General features: G+C 64.4%; 21 protein-coding genes. 14 read left to right on the top strand and 7 right to left on the bottom strand.

From position 1 onward, the window contains the following. The first annotated feature begins 106 nt into the window (after positions 1–106). The 5 genes from ACP92_RS17695 (at position 107) to ACP92_RS17680 (ending at position 5,295) form a co-directional block, all read left to right on the top strand. Positions 107–1,759 carry a helicase HerA-like C-terminal domain-containing protein gene (locus ACP92_RS17695; RefSeq protein WP_013235498.1) on the top strand — a complete coding sequence of 551 codons (1,653 nt, stop codon included), beginning with the start codon at positions 107–109 and terminating at the stop codon, positions 1,757–1,759. 71 nt (positions 1,760–1,830) lie between these two features. Beyond that, positions 1,831–2,745 (top strand): DMT family transporter, encoded by a 915-nt coding sequence (locus ACP92_RS17690; protein WP_013235497.1) that lies wholly within the window; start codon positions 1,831–1,833, stop codon positions 2,743–2,745. Between the two features lie 69 nt (positions 2,746–2,814). Beyond that, a complete protein-coding gene (locus ACP92_RS17685) occupies positions 2,815–3,789 on the top strand; it encodes a quinone oxidoreductase family protein (protein ID WP_013235496.1) in 975 nt (324 codons plus the stop codon). A gap of 8 nt (positions 3,790–3,797) precedes the next feature. Beyond that, complete coding sequence (locus tag ACP92_RS24895) at positions 3,798–3,968, top strand: hypothetical protein (protein ID WP_167578393.1); 171 nt, start codon at positions 3,798–3,800, stop codon at positions 3,966–3,968. 175 nt (positions 3,969–4,143) lie between these two features. Next, complete coding sequence (locus tag ACP92_RS17680) at positions 4,144–5,295, top strand: ABC transporter substrate-binding protein (protein WP_013235495.1); 1,152 nt, start codon at positions 4,144–4,146, stop codon at positions 5,293–5,295. A gap of 12 nt (positions 5,296–5,307) precedes the next feature. On the opposite strand, the gene ACP92_RS17675 is transcribed toward ACP92_RS17680, so the two are convergent. Next, positions 5,308–5,961 (bottom strand): DUF4136 domain-containing protein, encoded by a 654-nt coding sequence (locus tag ACP92_RS17675; RefSeq protein WP_048348608.1) that lies wholly within the window; start codon positions 5,959–5,961, stop codon positions 5,308–5,310. A 311-nt stretch (positions 5,962–6,272) separates the two neighbouring features. Between ACP92_RS17675 and pepN the strand changes: the two genes are divergently transcribed. Both pepN and ACP92_RS17665 read left to right on the top strand, forming a co-directional pair. After that, positions 6,273–8,969, top strand: a complete 2,697-nt coding sequence (pepN, locus tag ACP92_RS17670) for an aminopeptidase N (protein ID WP_013235493.1) — start codon at positions 6,273–6,275, stop codon at positions 8,967–8,969. Between the two features lie 59 nt (positions 8,970–9,028). Continuing rightward, complete coding sequence (locus ACP92_RS17665) at positions 9,029–10,030, top strand: class 1 fructose-bisphosphatase (RefSeq protein ID WP_013235492.1); 1,002 nt, start codon at positions 9,029–9,031, stop codon at positions 10,028–10,030. Positions 10,031–10,046: 16 nt separating this feature from the next. Here the strand turns inward: ACP92_RS17665 and ACP92_RS17660 are convergent, their stop codons facing one another. Next, positions 10,047–11,624 carry a sensor domain-containing diguanylate cyclase gene (locus ACP92_RS17660; protein WP_013235491.1) on the bottom strand — a complete coding sequence of 526 codons (1,578 nt, stop codon included), beginning with the start codon at positions 11,622–11,624 and terminating at the stop codon, positions 10,047–10,049. Between the two features lie 124 nt (positions 11,625–11,748). Beyond that, positions 11,749–12,642 (bottom strand): EamA family transporter RarD, encoded by an 894-nt coding sequence (gene rarD / locus ACP92_RS17655; RefSeq protein ID WP_041311117.1) that lies wholly within the window; start codon positions 12,640–12,642, stop codon positions 11,749–11,751. A 255-nt stretch (positions 12,643–12,897) separates the two neighbouring features. On the opposite strand from rarD, the gene ACP92_RS17650 reads away from it, so the two are divergent. The 3 genes from ACP92_RS17650 to ACP92_RS17640 all read left to right on the top strand — a co-directional run bounded on the left by ACP92_RS17650 (position 12,898) and on the right by ACP92_RS17640 (position 16,902). Beyond that, positions 12,898–13,695, top strand: coding sequence for a substrate-binding periplasmic protein (locus ACP92_RS17650; protein ID WP_013235489.1), 798 nt, complete (start codon positions 12,898–12,900; stop codon positions 13,693–13,695). A 321-nt stretch (positions 13,696–14,016) separates the two neighbouring features. After that, the gene (locus ACP92_RS17645; RefSeq protein WP_013235488.1) at positions 14,017–15,957 is read left to right on the top strand and encodes a methyl-accepting chemotaxis protein; all 1,941 of its coding nucleotides are present in this window, start codon (positions 14,017–14,019) and stop codon (positions 15,955–15,957) included. Between the two features lie 342 nt (positions 15,958–16,299). Then, positions 16,300–16,902, top strand: coding sequence for a PEP-CTERM sorting domain-containing protein (locus tag ACP92_RS17640; RefSeq protein WP_013235487.1), 603 nt, complete (start codon positions 16,300–16,302; stop codon positions 16,900–16,902). Positions 16,903–17,045: 143 nt separating this feature from the next. Here the strand turns inward: ACP92_RS17640 and ACP92_RS17635 are convergent, their stop codons facing one another. After that, positions 17,046–17,294, bottom strand: coding sequence for a DUF3297 family protein (locus ACP92_RS17635; RefSeq protein WP_041311114.1), 249 nt, complete (start codon positions 17,292–17,294; stop codon positions 17,046–17,048). 200 nt (positions 17,295–17,494) lie between these two features. Between ACP92_RS17635 and ACP92_RS17630 the strand changes: the two genes are divergently transcribed. The 3 genes from ACP92_RS17630 to ACP92_RS24890 all read left to right on the top strand — a co-directional run bounded on the left by ACP92_RS17630 (position 17,495) and on the right by ACP92_RS24890 (position 19,609). After that, positions 17,495–18,904: an iron-containing redox enzyme family protein gene (locus ACP92_RS17630; protein ID WP_013235485.1), complete on the top strand. Its 1,410-nt coding sequence runs from the start codon at positions 17,495–17,497 to the stop codon at positions 18,902–18,904. A gap of 120 nt (positions 18,905–19,024) precedes the next feature. Then, a complete protein-coding gene (locus ACP92_RS25255; RefSeq protein ID WP_257785547.1) occupies positions 19,025–19,147 on the top strand; it encodes a hypothetical protein in 123 nt (40 codons plus the stop codon). 294 nt (positions 19,148–19,441) lie between these two features. Then, positions 19,442–19,609, top strand: coding sequence for a hypothetical protein (locus ACP92_RS24890; RefSeq protein ID WP_167578392.1), 168 nt, complete (start codon positions 19,442–19,444; stop codon positions 19,607–19,609). A 133-nt stretch (positions 19,610–19,742) separates the two neighbouring features. On the opposite strand, the gene ACP92_RS17625 is transcribed toward ACP92_RS24890, so the two are convergent. Beyond that, on the bottom strand, positions 19,743–20,603 hold the full coding sequence (locus ACP92_RS17625) for an alpha/beta fold hydrolase (protein WP_013235484.1): 861 nt from the start codon (positions 20,601–20,603) through the stop codon (positions 19,743–19,745). A 93-nt stretch (positions 20,604–20,696) separates the two neighbouring features. Between ACP92_RS17625 and ACP92_RS17620 the strand changes: the two genes are divergently transcribed. Then, the gene (locus ACP92_RS17620) at positions 20,697–21,548 is read left to right on the top strand and encodes a LysR substrate-binding domain-containing protein (protein ID WP_013235483.1); all 852 of its coding nucleotides are present in this window, start codon (positions 20,697–20,699) and stop codon (positions 21,546–21,548) included. Between the two features lie 31 nt (positions 21,549–21,579). Here ACP92_RS17620 and ACP92_RS17615 read toward each other — a convergent pair whose 3' ends face one another. Beyond that, positions 21,580–22,299, bottom strand: coding sequence for a hypothetical protein (locus ACP92_RS17615; protein WP_013235482.1), 720 nt, complete (start codon positions 22,297–22,299; stop codon positions 21,580–21,582). A gap of 11 nt (positions 22,300–22,310) precedes the next feature. Beyond that, a complete protein-coding gene (gene flgE / locus ACP92_RS17610) occupies positions 22,311–23,573 on the bottom strand; it encodes a flagellar hook protein FlgE (RefSeq protein WP_013235481.1) in 1,263 nt (420 codons plus the stop codon). Positions 23,574–23,598 lie beyond the last annotated feature (25 nt).

Here is a 23,598-nt window from a genome sequence, read left to right as displayed (position 1 = left end):
GACAGGACCGATAATGCACTTCCTGCCGCCAGGTTCTGACTATAATCGGGCGGGCATTTTACCATACCGCCTCTTCGTGATTTTTTGCCTTCAAGGCCGAGTTGACATGATTCATCCTCTTCCCATCGCCACCCATTCCGGCGGGCAACTGTGCCTGCTGCCGCAACTGGCCAACCGCCATGGCTGCATCACCGGCGCCACCGGCACCGGCAAGACGGTCACCCTGCAGGTGCTGGCCCAGGCGCTCTCCGAGATCGGCGTGCCGGTCTTCATGGCCGACGTCAAGGGCGATCTCTCCGGCCTGGGCAAGGCCGGCAGCGCCTCGCCCAAGACCGCTGCGCGCCTGGCCCAGCTGGGCCTGCCCGAGCCCGCCTGGGCGGCGGCGCCGGTGGCCTTCTGGGATGTCTATGGCGAGCAGGGCCATCCGGTGCGCGCCACCGTCTCCGACATGGGGCCGCTGATGCTGGCGCGCATGCTCAACCTCAACGACACCCAGCAGGGCGTGCTGCAACTGGTGTTCAAGATCGCCGACGACCATGGCCTCTTGCTGCTGGACACCAAGGACCTGCGCGCCATGCTGCAGCACGTGGGCGAGAACGCCGCCCAGTTCAAGACCGAATACGGCAACATCTCGGCGGCCAGCGTGGGCGCCATCCAGCGCGGCCTGATCGGCATCGACGAGCAGGGCGGCGACCGTTTCTTCGGCGAACCCATGTTGAACATCGAGGACTGGATGCAGACCGACGCCCACGGACGCGGCGTCATCAACATCCTCGCCGCCGACAGGCTGATGAACGCGCCGCGCCTGTATTCCACCTTCCTGCTGTGGATGCTCTCGGAGCTGTTCGAACACCTGCCCGAGGTGGGCGACCTGGACAAGCCCAAGATGGCCTTCTTCTTCGACGAAGCCCACCTGCTCTTCGACGAAGCCCCCAAGCCACTGCTGCAGAAGATCGAGCAGGTGGTGCGCCTGATCCGCTCCAAGGGCGTGGGCATCTATTTCGTCACCCAGAATCCGCTGGATATTCCCGACACCGTGCTGGGCCAGCTCGGCAACCGCGTGCAGCACGCCCTGCGCGCCTACACCCCGCGCGACCAGAAGGCCGTGACGGCGGCCGCCGAGACCTTCCGCCCCAATCCCATGCTCAATACCGCCCAGGCCATCACGGAACTGGGCGTGGGCGAGGCGCTGGTGTCCTTCCTCGATGAGAAGGGCCGGCCCAACATGGTCGAGCGCGGCTACGTGCTCACGCCGGCCTCGCAGATCGGCCCGCTCAGCCAGGCCGAACGGCGCGCGCTGATCGCCTCCTCACTGGTGGCGGGCGTCTATGAACAGGCCATCGACCGCGAATCGGCCTATGAACGCCTGAAAGGGCGTGCCGTCCAGCAGCCGCCAGCCGCTCCTCAGTCTGTGCCGCAATCCGCGCCTGCGCCATCACCGGTGGATGACAATGCCTGGGGCGCCTCGGCCGGCCGCAGCGCCCCGGGACCCGCCAGTCCCTCGCGTCCCAGCGGCGGCACGCGCATCCCGCCGCAGCAATCGCAGCCGCAGCCTCAGCCCATCCCGCAGCAGGGCGAGGGTGGCGGACTGGGCGATCTGCTCAAGGATGCTGCCGGCGGCATCTTCGGCAACGGCGGCAACCGCCGCAGCGATTCGCCCTTGCAGGCCATGGTCAAGTCGGCGGCGCGCAGCATCGGTTCGCAGGTGGGGCGTGAGCTCATCCGCGGCGTGCTGGGCTCGCTGATGAAGAAGCGTTGATGAAGAAGCGCTGATGCGCTGCGCCCCGGTGGCCCGGGCGCAGCGCCGTGACAAGGTTTACAATCGCGGCCATGATTGCCGCCACTCCCCATCCCACTCCGCGCCAGGCCTTCCTGGGCGGGCTCCTGCTCGCCATCGTCGGCGCCGTCTTCTTTTCCGCCAAGGCCATCGTGGCCAAGCTGATGTATCGCTATCACGTCGATGCCGTCATGGTCATCACGCTGCGCATGGTGTTTTCCTTCCCCATGTTCGCCGCCGTGGCGCTGTGGAAGGCGCGCACCCAGCCGCCGCTGGGACGGGGCGATGGCTGGCGCATCGTGGTGCTGGGGCTGATGGGCTATTACCTGTCGAGCTTCCTTGATTTCCTCGGCTTGCAATACATCTCTGCCGGGCTGGAGCGGCTGATCCTGTTCCTCACGCCTTCCTTCGTGATGCTGATCGCCTTTTTCTTCTTCAAGCGCAAGTTCGGCTGGATCGAATGGGCGGCCTTGCTGGTGTCCTACTTCGGCACCGTGCTGGTGTTGCAGCATGACCTGCACGTCGGCGGCAGCGATGTCATCCTCGGCAGCGCCCTGGTGCTGGGCTCGGCCTTCAGTTACTCGATCTACCTGATTTCCTCGGGCGAGCTGGTGCGGCGCGTGGGCGCGGTGCGGCTGGTGGCCTATGCCATGTGCGTCTCCAGCGTGGCCTGCGTGATCCAGTTCTTCGTGCTGCGCGCCCCCGCCGATCTGCTCACCCAGGTGGCGCCGGTGTACCAGCTGTCACTCTTCAATGCCGTGTTCTGCACCGTGCTGCCGGTGTTCCTGACCATGGTGGCGGTGGCCCGCATCGGCGCGCCCACGGCGGCCCAGGCCGGGCTGGTGGGACCGGTCTCGACGCTCTTCATGGGCGCGGTGCTGCTGGACGAGCCCATCACCGCCCTGCAGCTGGTGGGTACGGCGCTGGTGCTGGCGGGCATGTGGCTGCTGTCGCGCAAGAAGCGCTGAGGCGTTCTATACTGCCTCACCCGAAGTGAATTTCCAGGCTTGAAACTGACTGCGAACAAGGAGACCCAGATGGCAAAAGCAATCCGCATGAGCAAGACCGGCGGCCCCGAGGTAATGGAATATGTGGACGTCGAGGTGGGGGAGCCGGGCGCGGGTGAAGTGCGCATCCGCCACGCCGCCGTCGGCCTGAACTTCATCGATTGCTATTTCCGCGCGGGCCTCTATCCGCAACCCCTGCCCGCCGGCCTGGGCCAGGAGGCTGCCGGCACCATCGAGGCAGTCGGCGCGGGGGTGAGCGGCTTCAAGGTGGGCGACCGCGTCGCCTATGCCGGCCGTCCCAATGGCGCCTATGCCGAAGAGCGCGTCATGCCCGCTGACATCCTGGTCAAGCTGCCCGACGCGATCAGCTTCGATACCGCCGCCGCCATGATGCTGCAGGGCATGACCGTGCAATACCTGCTGCGCCAGACCTACGCGGTGCAGCCGGGCGACACCATCCTGTTCCACGCTGCCGCCGGCGGTATCGGCCTGATCGCCTGCCAGTGGGCGCGTGCGCTGGGGGTGAACCTGATCGGCACCGTCAGCAGCGATGAAAAGGCCGCCCTGGCCCTGCAGCACGGCGCGGCCCATGTGATCAACTACAAGACCGAGAACTTCGTCGAGCGCGTCAAGGAGCTCACCGGCGGCCGCGGCGTGCAGGTGGTCTATGACTCCATCGGCAAGGATACCTTCCTGGGCTCGCTGGACTGCCTGCGTCCGCGCGGCATGATGGTCAGCTTCGGCAATGCCTCCGGTCCGGTGGCGCCGTTCGGCGTGTCCGAGCTGGCCTCGCGCGGCTCGCTGTTCCTGACCCGTCCCTCGCTGGGCAACTACACTTCCACCCGCGCCGAACTGGATGCGACCGCTGGCGACCTGTTCGACATGGTCCTCGGCAACAAGATCAGCATCGAGATCAACCAGCGCTATGCCTTGAAGGATGTGGCCCAGGCCCATGCCGATCTGGAAGGCCGCAAGACCACCGGTTCCACCATCCTCATTCCCTGAGCCCGCCCATGGACCAGCCATCCCGCCCACCGGAGCGCGCCAATCCCATGGACCATCCCCCGGAGCAGCCCGCCGGGGCCGATGGCTCGCCCAAGTTCGGTCGCCTGCTGCTGGTGCTCATCAGCGCGGTGTTGCTGATCGTCGTCATCACCTTTGCCAGCGAAGCGTATTTTTCCTAGTCTTTTATCGAATTAGTTCGGCATCGATCTCGCAAGATATCGGGAATTCATGAAGACTATGCGTCATTAGCGCATTTTTACCGATCCAGGCCGTCAAATGCCTCCTTGGCGTGGGCAGTGAACTGTTCTTTCACTGCACCACGCCCAGAGAGAACATTTTTGCCAGGAGAGGGAGATGGGATGGAACTGGTGCCACCGCCTGCGCGGTTGCCTGGGGCTTGCAATGTCGCTGCTGGCGGTGGGGGCCGCCGCCGAAGACGGAGTCAGCGCGACCGAAGTGGTGCTGGGGCAGTCGGCGCCTTTCTCGGGACCGGCCAGCGATCTGGGCCGGGATTTCCTGGTCGGTGCGCAGAGCTATTTCGCCATGGTCAACGCCAAGGGCGGCGTGCATGGCCGACGCGTGCGGCTGTTGAGCCTGGACGATGGCTATGAGCCCGAGCGCACTGCCGCCAATACCCAGCAACTGATCTGGCGCGACAAGGTCTTTGCCTTGTTCGGCTATTCCGGCACGGCCACCACGCTGGCGGCGCTGCCCGCCATCCGCGAGGCCAACGTGCCGCTGTTTGCTCCGGTCTCCGGGGCGCTGGCCTTGCGCGAGCCCTTCAATCGCCTGATCTTCCATGTGCGCGCCAGCTATGCCCAGGAGACCGACTTCCTGCTGCGCCAGCTGCAAGGCACCGGGCGCCGCAAGGTGGCGGTGTTCTACCAGAACGATGAGCTGGGCAAGAGCATGCTGGAGCAGTTGCGCCTGCGCGCCCTGGTCTATGGGCTGACCCTGGTCGGCACCGCCGCCGTGGAGCGCAACAGCGATGCCGTGGAGGGCGCGGCCCAGGCCTTGCTGAAGGTCAAGCCGGACGTGGTGATCCAGGTGGTCTCCTATCGGCCGGCGGCAGCGCTCATTGCGCGCATGCGCCAGGCGGGCTACCTGGGCGGTTTTTCGCACTATTCCTTCGTAGGCAGCCTATCGCTGTCGGCTCGACTCAAGGAGTGCGGGATAGGGGCGGAGATCGCCCAGGTCGTGCCTTTCCCCAACAAGGCGCGCCTGCCGCTGGTCTATGAATACCGCAAGGCGGTGGCCCAGCATCCGGGCGCGGTGGACAATTTCCTCAGCCTGGAAGGCTATATCGCCGCCCGCACCCTGGTCGAAGGCCTGCGCCGTGCTGGCCGCGCCCTGACCCGGGAAGGCTTGATCCGGGCGCTGGAGACGATTTCCCCGGCCAACTACGATGGCGGCGGCTTCAGCCAGCACTTCAGCCGCACCGACCACAGCGGCTCGGACTTTGTCGACCTCACCGCCATCGGCAGCGGCGGGCGCTTCATCAACTAGCGGTGGCCAGCCTCAGTCCATCGGCTGGCCGTCCTTGTCCACCTTGATGCGGACCTGGCGCGTCACCCCGCTGGGGCCGGGGAAGTCGTCGAAGGCGGCGCGCACCATGGCCGGCATGGCTGCGGCGAGTCCGGCGCGGCTGCCTTCACTGTCCACCACCACATCGAAGAGCTTCTTGCCCCCGCCGGCCTCGGTAATGCCGATCTGCAACCGGCGCAGGAACACCGGATAGCTGGTGCTTTGCATCGGTCCGCCATACCAGAAGGGATCATAGAACGGGCCATAGGGGCCGTAGAAGCCGAACGGGCGCGGGCCGAAGCGCCCCCAGCCGGGCGCGGGGCCATAGAAGAAGGGATCGTAGGCGGGCCGCGTGACCACCACCTGTTCCGTATTCATGCCATAGCTGAAACTGACCTGCAGCTGCGCCTGGCGCGCCTCCTTGGCCTCGGTGAAGCCCAGGAACTGCAGTTCCTGGCGGATCAGGCTGGCGTAGTTCTGGTATTCCAGGTTGTTTTCCTGTTCCTTGGTGGGCGCGAAGGCGTAGGGCTTGTCGTTGTAGGACGGCGTCCAGGCGTGGAAGGAGGTGACATTGTTGTCGATCACCGTGGCGCAGCCCGAGAGCAGCAGGGTGGCCAGCGCGAGCAAAGGGTAAATCCAGCGTTTCATGAAGGAACTCCAGTCGGAAAAGGCGGCGCCAGGCCGCAGTGCTAGGACCGTGCTGTGGGCATTTCTATCCTGCCTGCCCCGGTCTGGTGCGCACCATGGCCTCCATTGTAGTGCGGCAGCGTCCTGCGTGGTCTGGTGCGAACCATGGCCGCGCAGTCTGGTCTGTGACAGAGGCAGGGGCAAATCCATCCGCTGTCGGCGGGATGATTGGTAAAATCAGGTTTTTGCTGCACCTGAATTAGCTTGCGACTGCCGTCGCGTTCACTTTTCATCTCCATTTCCGTTTCTATTTCCCTTCCGGACAGGCCTCCATGCGCACCGATACGCCCCAGACGATCTACCGTAAAGACTACGCCGCCCCCCATTACCTGGCCGACACCGTCGAAATGGGTTTCGACCTCGATCCCTCTGACACCCGTGTGGCCACCCGCATCACCATGACCCGCAATCCGGCAGCCAAAAGCCGCGATCTGGTGCTCTTCGGCGAAGAGCTGGAACTGGTGGCCCTGCGCCTGAACGGCAAGCTGCTCACCCAGGCCAAGGGGGACTTCCGCATCGCTGGCGGCGTGCTGACCATCCCCGCCGCGCCGGCCAAGGTGGTGCTGGAGATCGAGACCCTGGTGCATCCGGATCGCAATACGTCCCTGATGGGCCTGTATGTGTCCAACGGCAATTTCTTCACCCAATGCGAGGCCGAGGGCTTCCGCAAGATCACCTATTTCCCCGACCGTCCGGACGTGATGGCCAAGTTCACCGTCATGCTGCGCGCCGACAAGGCCCGTTATCCGGTGCTGCTGTCCAACGGCAACCTGATCGAAGAGGGGGATCTGCCCGACGGCCGCCACTACGCCAAGTGGGAAGATCCGTTCAAGAAGCCCTCCTACCTCTTCGCCCTGGTGGCCGGCAACCTGGTCTGCCAGGAAGAAACCGTACGCCTGCATTCGGGCCGCGATGCGCTGCTGCAGGTCTGGGTGGAAGAGGGCAACCTCGACAAGACCCAGCACGCCATGGATTCGCTCAAGAACAGCATCACCTGGGACGTGCAACGCTTCGGCCTGGACCTGGACCTGGACCGCTTCATGATCGTCGCCGTGGGGGACTTCAACATGGGCGCCATGGAAAACAAGGGCCTCAACATCTTCAACACCAAGTACGTGCTGGCCAATCCGCGCATTGCCACCGATGTCGACTTTGCCAACATCGAAGCCGTGGTCGGCCACGAATACTTCCACAACTGGACCGGCAACCGCGTCACCTGCCGTGACTGGTTCCAGCTCTCGTTGAAGGAAGGCCTGACCGTCTTCCGCGACCAGGAATTCTCGGCCGACATGATCGGCAGCGACAGTGGCCGCGCCGTCAAGCGCATCGACGACGTGCGCGTGCTGCGCCAGGCGCAGTTCCCGGAAGACGCCGGCCCGATGGCGCACCCGGTGCGTCCCGACTCCTATGTCGAGATCAATAATTTCTACACCGTCACCGTCTATGAAAAGGGCGCTGAAGTTGTGCGCATGTACCAGACCCTGCTGGGCCGCGACGGTTTCCGCAAGGGCATGGACCTGTACTTCGAGCGCCACGACGGCCAAGCCGTGACCTGCGACGATTTCCGCGCCGCCATGGCTGACGCCAACGGCCGCGACCTGTCGCAGTTCGAGCGCTGGTACAGCCAGGCTGGCACGCCCCAGGTACAAGCCAGCGTGGACTACGACGCCAAGCGCAAGACCCTGACCCTGACGCTGGAGCAAAGCTGCCCGCCCACGCCCGGCCAGAAGAAGAAACAGCCCTTCCACATCCCGGTGGCCGTGGGCCTGCTGGATGCCCAGGGCCGTGACCTGGCGCTGACGCTCGAGGGCGAGAAGAAGGCCGGTCCCACCACCCGCGTGCTGGAGCTGACCAAGGCCAAGCAGAGCTTCCGCTTCGTCAACGTCGAGCAAAAACCGGTGCCTTCGCTCTTGCGCGGCTTCTCCGCACCGGTACTGCTGCAATACGACTACAGCGATGCCGAGCTGGCCTTCCTGATGGCCCATGACAGCGACGCCTTCAATCGCTGGGAAGCCGGCCAGCGCCTAGCCACCCGTCGCCTGTTAAACCTCACCGTGGCCGTGCAGGCCGCGCGCCAGTCCGGGCATGTGGTCTCGGTCGATACCGTGCTCAACAACCTGGAGCACGACGGCGCCCTGGCCAACGCCCTGCGCGCCACGCTGCGCGACGAAGCGCTGGACCCGGCCTTCCGCGAACTGGTGCTCACGCTGCCTTCGGAAACCATGATCGCCGAACAGATGGAGATCATCGATCCGCACGCCATCCACGTAGCGCGCCAGTTCCTGCGTCGCTCGCTGGCGCGTGAACTGCGCGAGGACCTGCTGGCCGCCTACCACGCCAACCAGACCCCCGGCGACTACAGTCCGGACGCCGCCTCGGCTGGCCGCCGCGCGCTCAAGAACGTGGCGCTGTCCTACCTGGCCGAGCTGGATGATGAACAAGCCATGACCCTGGCGCAGCAGCAGGACCAGCAGGCCAACAACATGACCGACCGCCTGGCCGCACTCTCGGCCATCTTGAACAGCGCCGCGCCCGGCAAGAGCGAGGCGCTGCAACGCTTCTACGCCGAATTCGAGCAGGAAGCCCTGGTCATCGACAAGTGGTTCACCCTGCAGGCCACCGCCCGCAACGCGGATGTGAACACCGTACGCACCCTGGCCGAGCATCCCGCATTCACGCTGAAGAACCCGAACCGCGCGCGCAGCCTGATCTTCAGCTTCTGCAACGGCAATCCCTCGGCCTTCCACGCGCCCGACGGCAACGGCTACAGCTTCTGGGCCGAGCAGGTCATCGCCCTCAACGCCAGCAACCCGCAGGTGGCGGCGCGCCTGGCGCGCAGCCTGGACCGCTGGCGCAAGTACAGCCCGGCCCTGCAGGAAAAGATGCGCCTGGCGCTGCAACAGGTGGCGGCCGCGCCCAAGCTCTCGCGCGATGTGGCCGAAGTGGTCACCAAGGCGCTGGCCAACTGATCATCGATATTTTTTATATTGTTTATATTTTTACCATCCGATAGGCAAGGAAGACCATCATGAAACGCATCAGTCTTACGCAACACCTGATCGAGCAGCAGCGCTTGCACAACAAGATCCCGTCCGAACTGCGCCTCTTGATCGAAGTCGTGGGCCGCGCCTGCAAGTCGATCTCGCACGCCGTCGGCAAGGGCGCGCTGGGCGAGGTGCTGGGCAGCGCCGGCAGCGAGAACGTGCAGGGCGAAGTGCAGAAGAAGCTCGATGTGATCTCCAACGAGATCCTGCTGGAAGCCAACGAATGGGGCGGGCACCTGGCGGCCATGGCTTCCGAGGAAATGGAAACCATCCACCGTATTCCCAACCGTTATCCCAAGGGCGAATACCTGTTGATGTTCGATCCGCTGGATGGCTCTTCCAACATCGACGTCAACGTCTCCATCGGCACCATCTTCTCGGTGCTCAAGGCGCCCGAGGGCATGACCGAGCCGACCGAGCAGGACTTCATGCAGCCCGGCACCAGGCAGGTCGCCGCCGGCTACGCCGTGTATGGCCCGCAGACCGTGCTGGTGCTGACCACTGGCGACGGCGTGCACTGCTTCACCCTGGACCGCGAAATGGGCGCCTGGGTGCTGACCCAGAAGGACATCAAGATTCCCGAAGACACCAAGGAATTCGCCATCAACGCCTCCAACCAGCGTCACTGGTTCCCGCCGGTCAAGCGCTATGTGGATGAAATGCTGGCCGGTTCCACCGGTGTGCGCGGCAAGGATTTCAACATGCGCTGGATCGCCTCCATGGTGGCCGACGTGCATCGCATCCTCAATCGTGGCGGCATCTTCATGTACCCGGCCGACGCCCGCGAACCCAACAAGCCCGGCAAGCTGCGCCTGATGTATGAAGCCAACCCCATGGCCTTCATCGTCGAGCAGGCCGGCGGCGCGGCCACCGATGGCACCCGGCGCATCCTCGACATCCAGCCGGAAAAGCTGCACCAGCGCGTGGCGGTGTTCCTGGGTTCCAAGAATGAAGTGGACCTGGTGACTTCCTACCACCAGCAATAAGCTGCAATCAGCCGCCCTAGGACACGGCGCCCGAGGGCGCCGTTTTCATTGGCGCGGCCAGGCGGACCTGGTTGCGTCCCTCGTGCTTGGCTTCGTAGAGGGCGGCATCGGCAGCGCCCAGCAACGCCTGCACCGAGCGCGCAGCGCTGGGCAGCAGTTCCAGCGCACACACGCCCACGCTCACCGTCACCACCCCGACCGGATTGCCGCGATGGGGCAGTTCCAGCGCCTGGATGCCTGCCCGCAGTTTCTCGGCCACCGCGCAGGCGCCCTCGGCGTCCGTGCCCGGCAGCAGCATCGCCATTTCCTCGCCGCCATAGCGCGCCGCCAGGTCGCCGGGCCGTCGCTGCCGCTCCTTGAGCACGCCCGCTACGCGGCGCAGGCATTCATCGCCGGCCTGGTGGCCATAGAGATCGTTGTACTGCTTGAAGAAATCGACATCGATCATGATCAGCGCGAGCGCCGCGCCACTGCGTTCGGCCCGCTTGAACTCGGTCTCCAGCATGGTATCCAGGTGACGCCGGTTGGCCAGCCCCGTCAGTCCATCCTGATGCGCCAGCATTTCCAGCCGATGGTTGGCCATCTGCAATTCACCCATGGCCTGCAAGGCCCGGTCTTCGGCGCGCAGGCGCAATTCGATCTGGCCGACCAGACGCCAGCCAAAGACCCCGATGATGGCCAGCAACAGCAGCACGGCCGCGCCATAGACGAAGGTCTGCTGTTTCCAGTCAGCCAGCGCCTCTTCGCGCGCCAGCGTGACCACCAGCACCAGCGGATACTTGTCCACGGCCTGGTAGGACAGGAAGCGCTGCCGCGCATCCAGTGGCGACACCACCTCCAGGTAGCCGAACGGACTGTGCGGCAAGCCTTCCAGGAACAGCCGTCCCTGGCTGAAGTCGCGATTGATGTAGCCGGGATCGAAGGGCATCCGGGTCAGCAGCGTGCCATCGCGCAGCAGCAGTGCGATGGAGCCGCCCTTGCCGATCTCCACGGTGCGGTACAACTGGTTGAAGTGGTTGATATCCAGCGTGGCCAGCAGCACGCCCGCGAAGCTGCCATCCGGATGATTGAGCCGGCGCGACATGGGGATGATCCAGCGCCCCGTGCTGCGGCTGAGCAAGGCTTTTCCGACGTGCGGGCCGACGTCATCATGGTCGCGATGCCAGATGAAATAGTCGCGGTCGCTGTTGTTGGCGGGCGCCAGGGGCGGTGCGGAAGAGGTCAGCAAGCGCTTGCCGTGTTCATCAAAGACATACAGCCCATCAAGCTGGGGCATCTCGGAGGAGAGCCGGCGCAGCATCGGCATCAGGTCCACCAGGCGGGCGTGGGCAATGCCGACGCTGTCGATGCGGTCGCTCATGTCCAGCAGCAGTCCGTCGGTGGCCTGCAACACATCGTAGGCATGGCGCGCCAGCGCCTTGGCGACGTTGCCGGAATAGCTGCGGTTGTTTTCCAGTTGCACTCCCCGCGCCGTCATGCTTTGCCACAGGTGGCCACCGGCGATGGCGGCACAGATCAGGACGACAAACAGCCGGGCCCGCCGCGCGACCGAATGACGCGCGTGCGAGCCCGCTTTTGCCAGTAGCGGATGCATATGGTTTTCTCCCCCTCCAGGTGACCGGTCTCCCTCTCCAGGGAGCCGCCTTGAAGCCAGTATAGGAAGAAGGCGAGGGCGTCAGCGCCGCGAAGAGATCGCGAAAAGCCGCCTTGTTTGGCGGCTAGCGCGGCGTTTGTCGCATCAACTTGGCACTGTGCATAGCAGTAAGCAGCACCGCCAGCCAGATCGGCACATAGGTGCCCAATTGCGCCAGGGGTAGCGACTCCCCCAGCACGGCGATGGCGACCAGCACCAGCAAGATCGGCTCGACATAGCCCAGCACGCCGAAGAGCCCCATCGGCAAGAGCTTGCCGGCCCGCAGATAGCAGGCCAGCGCCACCATGCTCAGCAGCCCCAGGCCAGGCAGCAGCAACAGCATGGCCGGGGTGCGCAGGGTAGTGGCCAGCGTGTCCCCGAGCGCCACGGCGATCAGGGCGGGCAACGCCAGGATCAGCAATTCGACCGCGAAGATCATCAGCGAGTCCAGCTGCAGGCGTCGGCGCAGGATGAAATAGGGGGGATAGCCCAGCGCCACGGCCAGGGTGGGCCAGGAAAAGCTGCGCGTCATCCAGATCTCATGCGCCACGCCGATGCAGGCCAGCAGCACCGCCAGCCGCTGCAGCAGGTTGAGCCGTTCGCCATAGAGCAGGCGGCCCACCAGCACCATCGACAGCGGCAACAGGAAATAGCCCAGCGACACCTCCAGCGCCTGGCCATTGACCGAGCCCCACAGGAACAGCCATTGCTGGAAACCCAGCAGAGCCGCCATCAGCAGGAGCAGCAGGCAACGCCCCGGGCTGCCCAGCAGCTCGGCGCAGGCCGCCCGCAGGCGCGACAACTGGCCGCGCCAGGCGATCAGCGCCAGCACCGCCACGGCAGTGGCCAGGATGCGCCAGCCGAAGATGTCATTGCCGTCCAGCGGCGCCAGCAGGCGGGTATAGCCGGAGAGCAGCGCGAACAGCGCCGAGGCCAGTACCGACAGGCCGACGCCGCGGCCGATTTCGTGATGATGCATTGCAGACATTACGCAGATCCAGTGTGTACGGTGGTCCGGGCGGATGGGTTCCCGCGCAGGCAAAAAGCGCCATTCTAGGGCAAGCAGGCCGAACGGGTGGGTCTGGCCTCGTGGAGAGATTGATCGCAGCAAGCACGAAGGTCGATATCCGGTTTGGCCTGTCGCGCCAAACAGGGTTATGCTTGGCAGCAGAACGATATTGCAGAATTGCGATCACAGCGCGATTACAAGCAAACCGATACGGGGGGAGGGACCATGTTCAAACTGCTGTCCGCTTACGCACTGTCGCTGGCCGTCATGATCGCACCTGCCGCCGGCGCGGCCGAATGCACCAGGCTGGTGGTGTCGGCCGATTCCGATTACGCCCCCTTGCACTGGTATGACGGCAAGCACCTCACCGGCGCCAGTATCGAGATCGCCACCCGCGCGCTGGAGGCCTTGAACATTCCTTTCGAGGTGCGCTACGTCGGTCCCTTCCACCGCGTGCTCAAGGCCGCAGAGAGTGGCGAAGTCGCCATGATCGCCTCGCTCAAGATAACGCCCGAACGCCAGCAATACCTGGCCTTTACCTCGGTACCGCTGTTCGTCAATCCCATTGCGGTCTTCGTCGCCCGTGACCGCCGCTTCGCCTATGGCGGCTGGAAAGATCTGGTCGGCAAGCGTGGCGCCATCACGCTGGGCAACCAGTTCGGCGGCGGCTTCGATGAGTTCATGCGCGACAACCTGATCATCGAGACCGCGCAAAAGACTTACATGAATTTCACCAAGCTCGATTCGGGACGGATCGACTATCTCCTCACCGGCTATTACAGCGGCATGATCTATCTGAACCAGACGCAGCAGCAAGACCGCTTCATGCCCTTGCGTCCCTTCGTCAGTGAAACTGACAACTATCTGGCCCTGAGCAAGGCCAGTCCCTGCATCAAGCACCTGGCGCGCATCAACGCCCAACTGGAAACGATGCAAAAACGCGGCGAGCTGCGCGCGGTGCTGCAAAAATTCGAAACCGATCTGCGCATCGAGTCCACTGCGGCCATTCCCCCCTTGCGTTAAGCACCGTGATCGGTATGAGGTTTGGTGTGTTTTGTGCCGTCGGGAAATTTAATCGGCGCATCTGGGAACTCGCGTCCTGTCCACGGACTCTGTGAATACTCGTGTTTCTGCGGATGAGCTCTGCCGAGGCGAGACGGTCGGAATTAAACAACAACAAAGCCGCGTCGCGAACGAAATCAGTTAGAAAAAAAACGCAGCCTCATTAGAATTGCCGCTCTACAAGATTCGCAACGGTGCGGATCGGCAGCGTAACGAAGCGCTGGCGGGCAAACCATCACAGGGATCAATGACGATCCTCCACCTAATTCAAAGAACAAGCCCATGCGCTCCTTGATCAATCATCTCCGATTCTCACGCAAGTTCGCCCTGATCGGCGCACTCGCTTTTCTCCTGTTCATCGTTCCGACCACCTTGCTGGTGCGTAGCAACCTGCAAGACCTGGCCATCGCCGAGCGCGAGCAGCTGGCGGTGGAGCCGGGGCGCGATCTGCTGCTGATGCTCAAGCAGATGCAGCAGCATCGCGGCCTGTCGGCGCTCTATCTTTCCGACACCAATGCAGGCGCAGCTGACCGCGCCGAGCGCCAGAAGCAGGTGGAGGCCACGCTGGAACGTGTACGCACCGGCATCCTGCCGCTGCAGGACAAGGAGCTGATGGAATCGCTGGAACGCGTCGCTTCGCAGTGGCGCGCACTGGCGCAGGCCGTCTCCTCCAAGGCCATCACCGGCGCCCAGAGCAACCTGCAGCACGCAGAACTGATCGCCCTCGAGCTCGACCTCATCGATCAACTGGCCAACAGCTCCGGCCTGGCGCTGGAGGCCGAAGCAGCGCTCTTCTACGTGCAGCGCGCCGTGATGAACGAACTGCCGCAACTGACCGAAGCACTGGGCCAGACCCGGGCGCGCGGTGCGGTCATGCTGGGCCGAGGCCAAGCCAGCGCGGAAGAGCGCGCCCGTCTGGAAAACCTGGCCGATCGCGCCCGCCGCAGTTATGACAGCGCGCGCAAGTCGCTGACGCTGGCGGCTGGCCGGCATGCCTTGCCGGCCAATCTGGAACGCGCCCGAGCCGAGGCCCTGAAGGCCGCCGAAGAAGGCTTCAAGCTGGCCGACAGCGCCATCATCCGCGCCGACAACCTGAGCATGCCGGCGCCTGAATGGGTCGCCACGATGACGCGCATCATCGATACCCAGTTCGTGCTGGTCAATGCTTCCTTCGACCTGATGCGCGATGAGCTGCAAGCCAAGATTCCGCGCGTACGCAATGAGCTGCTGATGCTGTGCGCGCTGCTGGGCCTGCTGGCCGCGGCCGCCCTGTGGGTGATGGTGGCCATCACCCGCGCTACCACCAGCGCCATCAACGACGCCGTGCGCCTGACCGAAGCGATCTCTGCGGGCGACCTGACCCAGCATGTGCAGATCAACGGCAGCGATGAAGTGGCACGCCTGCTCACCGCGATGCAGGCCATGACCGCCCGCCTGAGCACGGTGGTCAGCAGCGTGCGCAGCAATTCCGAGAGCGTGGCCACGGCCAGCGCGCAGATTGCGCAGGGCAATGCCGATCTGAGCAAGCGCACCGAGGAACAGGCCAGCGCCCTGCAACAGACCGCCGCTTCGATGGAAGAACTGGGGTCGACCGTAGCGCAGAATGCCGACGGCGCGCGCCAGGCCGGTGACCTCGCGCGTGAGGCCGCGCACGTGGCCGGTCAGGGTGGCCAGGTGGTGCAGCAGGTGGTGCAGACCATGCAGGGGCTGCATGCCAGTTCGGATCGCATCAGCGACATCATCGGCGTCATCGACGGCATCGCCTTCCAGACCAATATCCTGGCCCTCAACGCCGCCGTGGAAGCGGCGCGCGCAGGTGAGCAAGGACGCGGCTTCGCCGTGGTCGCCACCGAAGTGCGCAGCCTGGCCCAGCGTTCGGCGACCGCTGCGCGCGAGATCAAGGAACTGATCACCGCCAGCGTCGAGCAGGTGGGGCAGGGCACCCAACTGGCCGACCAGGCCGGCAAGACCATGGAAGAGATCGTGACCTCGATTCGCCGCGTCAGCGACATCATGGTCGGCATCAACGCCGCCACCGCCGAGCAGAATACGGGGATTGCCCAGGTCGGCCAGGCCGTCACCCAGATGGACACCACCACGCAGCAGAATGCCGCCCTGGTCGAAGAAAGCGCGGCAGCGGCCATCAGCTTGTCCGGCCAGGCGCGGGAACTGGTGCAGGCGGTGGCAGTATTCCGCCTGGGGCAGCGCGCCGTGACAGTGTAAAAAACCTCGACTGCGCCTGCATTGCCGAAGCGGAAATCAGGCGCAGCAGGTCTCTTCAGGAAATGCCGTGGTGGTCCACTTTTCTAATAAAACCTGTTTTTTGAAATGCATCATAAAAATAGGGAAGTGACGCAAAACCCCACCGGTAAAGGCTTGTGGAAGACATCATAAAAATGGTAACAGATGTTACTGTCGGAGAATATTACATGATGGGCAGGAGTGCAGAGGCCCGAAAAGACAAGTAGCTGATTTTCAAAGAGCTTGTTTGAATGGCATGTTTTATGCGTGAAGATATCCATCGCCACACCGCCATCCCCGTCAATACTCTTTGAGAAAACCAACATGTCTTCGTTCAAAAGCACCTTTGCCAGCCTGGCGTTTCTGGCCGCTTTCAGCACCTGCGCATCGGCGACCATCGTTACGCAGTCCGCTACGGTGGACCGTTACGATCGCAGTGCTTCCCGAGGAATCAAGGATGAGCGCGTGCTGGGTGTTTTCATCACGCCGGGAATCCGGACTTTCACAGCTGTAACTGGCCGCTCCCGCACCTTTGACCAGGGCTGGGGAGCCTCTGATCCGGCGTCCAATTATCTGTACGTCGCCCTCAGGCAGGGTAACCGGAATCTATGGACCGATACCTTCGCAGAGGGCGTGCGGGAGGGAACGAGGCAACCGCTGCAGGACTATCGGACCTCGGTGAGCAAATTGAGCGACCTCAACGCCGCCCTGCGCGCCATCGACTGGTCGCGCAACCCCATTGTGGAGCTGCAACTGCGCGCGCATCCGGCTCCTTCCCGTGGTCAGGAGCTGCACTCCGTCACCCCGGTCCTGACTGTCAGTTCGCGTCAGGCTGAGGTCCCCGAACCAGCCTCCAGCGCCATGCTGGGGATCGGACTGTTGGGGGTGATACTGGCGCGGCGGCGTAGGGATGCCTCGGCAGCCTGATACGTGGCCCTTGCCTGGAAGGAAGACGCTTCTCGCGCGGGTCGTTTTGCGTGCGCAGCTTGGCAGACAGACAATGTTGCCGCTAAGAGAAAAGGCCCGCACGAAAATGCGGGCCTCTGGGTGACAGTGCGGAGTAAGGCGGATCAGCGATAGAACGGTTCGACCTGGCCCTTGAGCTTGGTCATCATCGGATTGCCCTTGCGGTCCAGCGCGCGGCCGGCGGGAATCTTGATCCAGCCTTCGCTGATGCAGTATTCGCTGACGTTGTTGAATTCCTTGCCATTGAGCTTGATGCCCACGTCGAATTCAAAGATGGCGGCGACGTAATGCGGGCTGCGCGGATCGACCGAGAGGCGGTCGGGGAAGCTGGGGCGTTGTGCGGTATCGTTCATGGCCGCGATTATCGGATATCTGCCCGGCCAAGACAATCCTTTCGGCGCTGGCCGCCCCTCTGACAGGCGCCGCCGCCTTGGCAGTCCCGTCGTCCTACCCGGATGGCGGCGTTCTCCGACAGCAGCGCTGGCCCCTGGCTGATAGCGCTGCCGGCGCGAACATCGCATGCTGGGCGCAATGTCCATTTGCGCGAGGAAGTATGCAAGCCACCCTGGAAGAAATGCAGGCAGCCGCATCGGCTTCCCGCCGATATCACCCCAACAGTGATCCCCACCACGACCCCCACGGCGCCGGGCTGTTGCCGGCGCGCATCTATGCGCAGTTGAATGTGGCCGAGCCCGATGCGGCGGCGTTGGCCCAGGCGCGCCGCTATCTGGTGACGCAGCTGGAGGCGACGCAGGCGCTGCCCTGCGAGCTGCCCCCCGCGGGCCAGGACATGGCCGCCTGGATGCAGGCCCGCGCCGCCCAGGTTGGCGTGGCCTATGAGGCCTATCTGCAGGAACGCCGCGCCGGCGCGCCGCGCCAGTATTTCTCGGGGCGCGCCCATGCGCTCAATTTCCTGCTGCGCGTGGCGCCCACCAAGCTGGTCGATGGCGCTTGGCTCTACAGCGCCGTGAAGCACTGGCGCGATCCGGTGTTTCGTCCCCTGATCCTGACCTATCTGGAAGAGCTGGGCGATGGCGAGGTCGCCATGAACCACGTGAGCCTGTATCGCAGTCTCCTGCAGGCCCATGGCTGCGAGCAGGCCGACTGGCTCTCGCAGGCGCACTATGTGCAGGGAGCGCTGCAACTGGCGCTGGGCTGGCACGGCGACGAATTCATTCCCGAGATGTTCGGCTTCAACCTGGGTTACGAGCAGTTGCCGCTGCACCTGCTGATCACGGCCTACGAACTCAACGAACTCGGCATCGATCCCTACTATTTCACGCTGCACGTGACCATCGATAACGCCGCCAGCGGCCACGCCCGCAAGGCCGTCGACGCAGTCCTGGAGGCCGCCGCGCAATGGCCGGACCGGGAAGAATTCCTGCAGCGCATGCGGCGCGGCTACCTGCTCAATGAACTGGGGGCGAGCACGCTGGGCGTGATCGGCTCCTTCGATCTGGACCAGGAAGTGCAACGCGTGCTGGCCGACAAGGCCGCCTTTGGCCGGATGATGCATTCGGATTACTGCCGCATTGGCGGCAAGACCGTCAATCAATGGCTGGAGCGCCCCGAGGGCATGCGCGATTTCCTGGCGGCGATGGAACAGGGCAAATGGATCCTGCGTGGCGAGCCGGCCGGACACAGCCGCTTCTGGCGACTCATCGATGCGCCGGGCGGCGAGATGTTCGGCGTCTTCAATGGCTATGAAAAGCAGGTCATCCGCGAATGGATCGAGACCGGCTGGGACGACGCACCCCGCCAGCCCAGCTTCCGCGCGCAGGCGCGCGGCCGCCAGGGCGTGGCGGAGCAGCCGGAGCAGCCGCACCAGGAGGCGCCTTCCCACCTGGACGCGGGGCTGGACGCCTTGGTGGCGCCATTGAGCCCTGCTTGTCATCATCTGCCGCCGGGGCTGGAAGCGACCCGCCTGTTCAGCCAGTGCTACCGCACCCGCTGCATCGTCTGAGAGGGGGAGCGCCCGGGCTCGGCTATAATGTCGCCTTCCCGGACGTGGGGCGCGCTGCGCGCCTTGCCACGGCCTTGTCAGTGAAACCGCCAGCCGCGTAGGCTGGCCGCAGGAGAAACCATGAACAACCGCTCTAGAAAACGCCTGATCTACCGCCGCCACCGCATCGGCCTGTTGATCGCCGCCATCGAATCGCTGATGGCGCTGGAAGAATCGATGCTGCAAGCCAAACAGGCCGCCTGAGCCGGCTTTGCCTTGTCATCCCGAACCGGCCGCTGGCCGGTTTTTTCATGCATGTTGCCTCCTCGACAGGGGCCGAGTAAATCTGCCCTGTTGCGGCGCAATGATTTATACTCACAGAAGACCTTATCGTCGCTCACCGGGCCCTAGAACGCATCTCACGCCTATTTATGAAATGGGTTCTAGTTGCACCGTGCCCCGGGAACACGATTGCGTTGAGTCCGGCCCAGCCGGGCTGCTGCACATCCGTGGTACGTAGTTGAGTTCGAATCTCGATTGATCCAGCCAGGAGCAAGCATGCCGCAACGATATGACGAAAGTACGGCCGATCTGAAGGAATTGATGACGGCCACCCCCATCAGCCCTGAGGTCCACGCCGCCAACCGGCGCGCCAAGGTGGACCGGCGCAGGCTTATCGAAGATGTCCGGGAAGACGCCCGGCAAAAGGAAGAAGAACTGCTCTGATGTAACGCTGCCCCCCAGCGCTGCTGTCCCGCATCCAATCGGCTGCCGTTGCGCAAAGCAACGGCGGGTGCGACCCCACCTCTGTCACTCCCCTTGATTGTTGTTATTGCAAGCCTGTTGTCAGGCTGCTGGCTCAGGCCGCCTCGAGGAAGGCCTGTAGCGCACGATTGAACGCGGCGGGATGCGAGACGTTCATGCCGTGGGATGCGCCGGCGATGACGTGTTCTTCGGCCGTCAGGATCCATTGCGACAGCGCCGCGATGTTGTCGCGATACATGCGCGGGCTTTTCTCGCCGCCGATCAGCAGGGTCTTGCAGCGCAGGGCGGCGGCATCTTCTTCGGTATAGGCCGGCAGCGCATCCTTGAATTGCAGCGGCAAGGTCGCGGCATTGGCCGAGGCCATGGCGCGGAAGCCCGCCGGACTGCGGCTCCAGGCTCCCGCCACGCTGACCGAATCCACGAACATCTCCAGCCCTTGCTCAGTCTGGCCTGCCTCGATCAGCTCGGCCACCCGCGCGCGCAGGGCCTGGGTGGCCGGCGGCAAGGCCGCCTCGGCGGCGCTGTCCGATTGCAGCGGACCGCCTGGATCGGCTAGGGTCAGGGTGCGTACCAGATGCGGATGCTGGCGTGCCGCGTGGAAGGCGACGCAAGCCCCGCGCGAGTGCCCCACCAGATGCACCGGGCCTAGGCCCAGCGCGGCGACCAGGTCTGCGACCTCCTCGGCGTGCGCGGCCCACGAAAATTCCTTGGATGCGCCCGCCTCATCCTGCAGCCCCGGCCAATAGTGGCTCAGGCTCACGGAGATGCAGTGGAAATGGCGCGACAGCGCCGCCACCTGGCCCTTCCAGTAACGGTAATCGCACAGCGAGCCGTGGACGAAGACCAGCGGTTCGCCGCTGCCCTGGCTGAGGAAAGGGATGCGGCTGCCGCTGCGGGTAGTCAGCAGGCGCAGGTCAGGATCGGCAAAGAGGGTGGCGTCGGTACGTGCATTCATGGGGGAAAAATTCCTTTGAGCGCACTATGCCCGAGGATTTAATCCAAGAAAATCGCGTAATATTTATTGTTGCTATCAATTTTTCTGATACTCATGAAAACTCTCGACCTGGATGTGCTCGCCATGATCGTGGCCGTGGCCGACACCGGCAACTTCAGCCGGGCGGCCGAACTGGTGCACCGGACCCAGTCCGCGGTGAGCATGCAGATCAAGACGCTGGAGCTGGCGCTGGGCAAGCCGCTGTTCCTGCGCAAGCCGCGCAGCGTCGTTCCCACCCAGGACGGCGAGGTCTTGCTGACCTATGCGCGGCGCATGCTGACCCTGCGCGATGAGGCCTGGGCCGCGGTGGTGCGGCCTGATGTGACCGGGCGCGTGGTCATCGGCGTGCCGGATGACTATGCCTCGTCGCTGCTGCCCTCGATTCTCAAGAAATTCTCGGCGACCTATCCCAAGGTGGAAATCCAGGTGGTCGGCCTGCCCAGTTCGGCGCTGGCGCCCATGGTCAAGGACGGTACGGTCGATCTGGTGTGCGCGACGCGGGTCAAGGGCATCTCTGGTGAATTCATCCGTTTCGAACCGATGGTGTGGGCCACCGTCCCCAGCGCCAGCGATCTCTGGCGCGAGCGGCCTTTGCCCATCGCCGTGTTCCTGCCTGGCAGCGTGGCGCGCGAGAACGCCATCCGCAGTCTGGAAAAGGCCAGGATAGGCTATCGCACCTCCTATGAAAGTCCCAGCCTGATGGGCCTCTTGAGCATGGTCGAAGCCGGCCTGGCGATTGCGCCGCTGGCGCGCTGCGCAGTGCCGCCGCACTTTACCTTGCTCGATCATGCACACGGCCTGCCCGATATCGCGCCGCTGGAAGTGGTGCTGGCGCGCAGCACCAAGTCCAAGCGTCCGCCCTGCGATTTCCTGGCCGAGAAGATCATGGCCGAATTGCGCCGCTGAGCGTGCTGCCTATGAGCTGCCTACGCGCAGCCTAAGCGCTGCGGGTGGTGTCGGGGCGCTCCAGCAGCAAGACCTGCATCAGCGCATGCAAGACCTGCCCGGCCAGCCGGTCGAGCAGCGCCTGGTGATCGGCATCGTATTTCTTCAGCAGGCGCTGGCAATCCTTGTCCGCCCACATCCATGCACCGTTGCGGCCGTTGGCTGAGAGATGGGCGCGGGCCTCCTGCGGCACCGGAGCGATCTGGTCCTGCCATTCCCACAGATAGGAGGGCGGCTGCGCGCGCGTATAGGGCAAGGAAAACACCTCGGCCACCAGGCGGTCATGACGCATCGTGAAATCGATGGTCTCGCGCCGCCGGCTGCCATCGGGCAGGGGATACCAGGCTTCGATCCAGCAGTGGTAATCCCTCAGCTCGGACAGCCTGCGCGCGCGTCGGCGCGCTTCCCGTCCCGGCTGCAACACCACGTACAGGCCACCGCCACAATCGATGATCTCGCCGCCCGACACGGCCTCGTAGGGATGGTCGAGCAGCACGCTCAAGACGCGCGCGCCGACCAGCGCGTAGTCGGCGCAGCGGCCCAGCGTGCCGCGGCTCAGGCCCGCCTCGGCGGCGGCCTGTTCCATGACGGTGTTGAGGGCGGTGTCGATCAGGTCGCGCATGGCCGGCGCGACCGGCACGCTCAGGACCGGCCGTTTGGGCTGCGACGAGCTGTCATTGCAGGCGGCAGCACGGGCAATCAGCTTTTCCATGACCGTCACCCTCAGCGCAGGCTGACCAGGGTCTGCAAGACCGTGTCCTGCACCTTGATGGTCTGCGAATTGGCCTGGTAGACGCGCTGCGCCACGATCATGTTGACCAGTTCCGCTGTCAGGTCGACGTTGGACTGCTCCACGGCCCGTCCCTGCAGCGCGCCAAAGGCGCCGGTGGTGGGCGTGCCGACCAGCGCACTGCCGGCCGCCTCCGAGGCCTGGTAGAGGTTGTTGCCGATCGGCTGGAGACCGTGGGGATTGGCAAAGTTGACCAGCACGATCTGGCCCATCACCCGGGTCTGCTGGTTGCTGTAGGCGCCGATGATGCTGCCATCCTTGCCGATGCTGAAGCTGGAGAGCGTGCCCGGCGGCATGCCGTCCTGGCTCTGGGCCAGGTTGGCGAAGGCCGAACCGGTCTGGGTCGAGCCGGCATAGCCCAGTGCGATCGGGCCGGGGAAGGTCGCGCCGCCCTTGGCCAAGGTACTCAGGTTGAGCGACATGCCGGTGCTGGCCGTGAGCGCGCCAGTGGCGTCGAAGCGCAGCGTGCCCAGCAATTGCGGGCCGGTGGCGGGCGGCGCATTGATGATGGTCTTGCCGTCCAGCGTGGCATAGACCGACCAGGTGGTGCTGGGCGGCGTGCCCGTGGCGGCGCCCTTGACGTAGAAGGTCTGCAGCGAATAGGGATTGCCCAGGCTGTCATAGACCGTGGCGCCGGTGGAATTGCTGTAGCTGTTCGGATTGGCGGGATCGAATGGGCTCACGGTGGGCACGCTCTTGCGCGAATCCAGGTTGACCTTGGTGCTCACGCGCGTGGTGGCGGTGGCCGGCAGGGTGGCGGTATCGATCTTGAGCGGCACGGGATCGCCGCCGTTGGTCCCGGCCGGATAGCCGGTGAGGTAGGCGCCGTTCATGCTGGGATTGATCAGGTAGCCGTCCTTGTTCAACTGGAACTGGCCGTTGCGGCCATAGCGCGGCGACTGGTCAGTCAGGCTGGCCGCCATGCGGAAGAAGCCATCGCCATTGATCGCCACGTCCAGCGCGTTGTTGGTGGTGGCGATATTGCCCTGGGTGAAGGCCTGGCTGACGTTGGCCACGGTCACGCCTATGCCTACCGGAGAGTTGCCGGAGCGGTTCATGGAATTGGCGTAGGCGTCGGCAAACTGGACTTGTCCCTGCTTGAAGCCTACGGTGCTGGCGTTGGCCACGTTGTTGCCGATGACATCGAGATGCTTGCTGGCGCCGTGCAGGCCGCTGAGCCCCTGTTGAAAACTCATGCTGGTTACTCCGTTCTAGGGTCGT

This window comes from Herbaspirillum seropedicae, from assembly GCF_001040945.1.
GTDB classification, from domain to species: Bacteria; Pseudomonadota; Gammaproteobacteria; order Burkholderiales; family Burkholderiaceae_D; genus Herbaspirillum; species Herbaspirillum seropedicae.
This window is presented reverse-complemented; position numbering and strand designations above follow the sequence as displayed.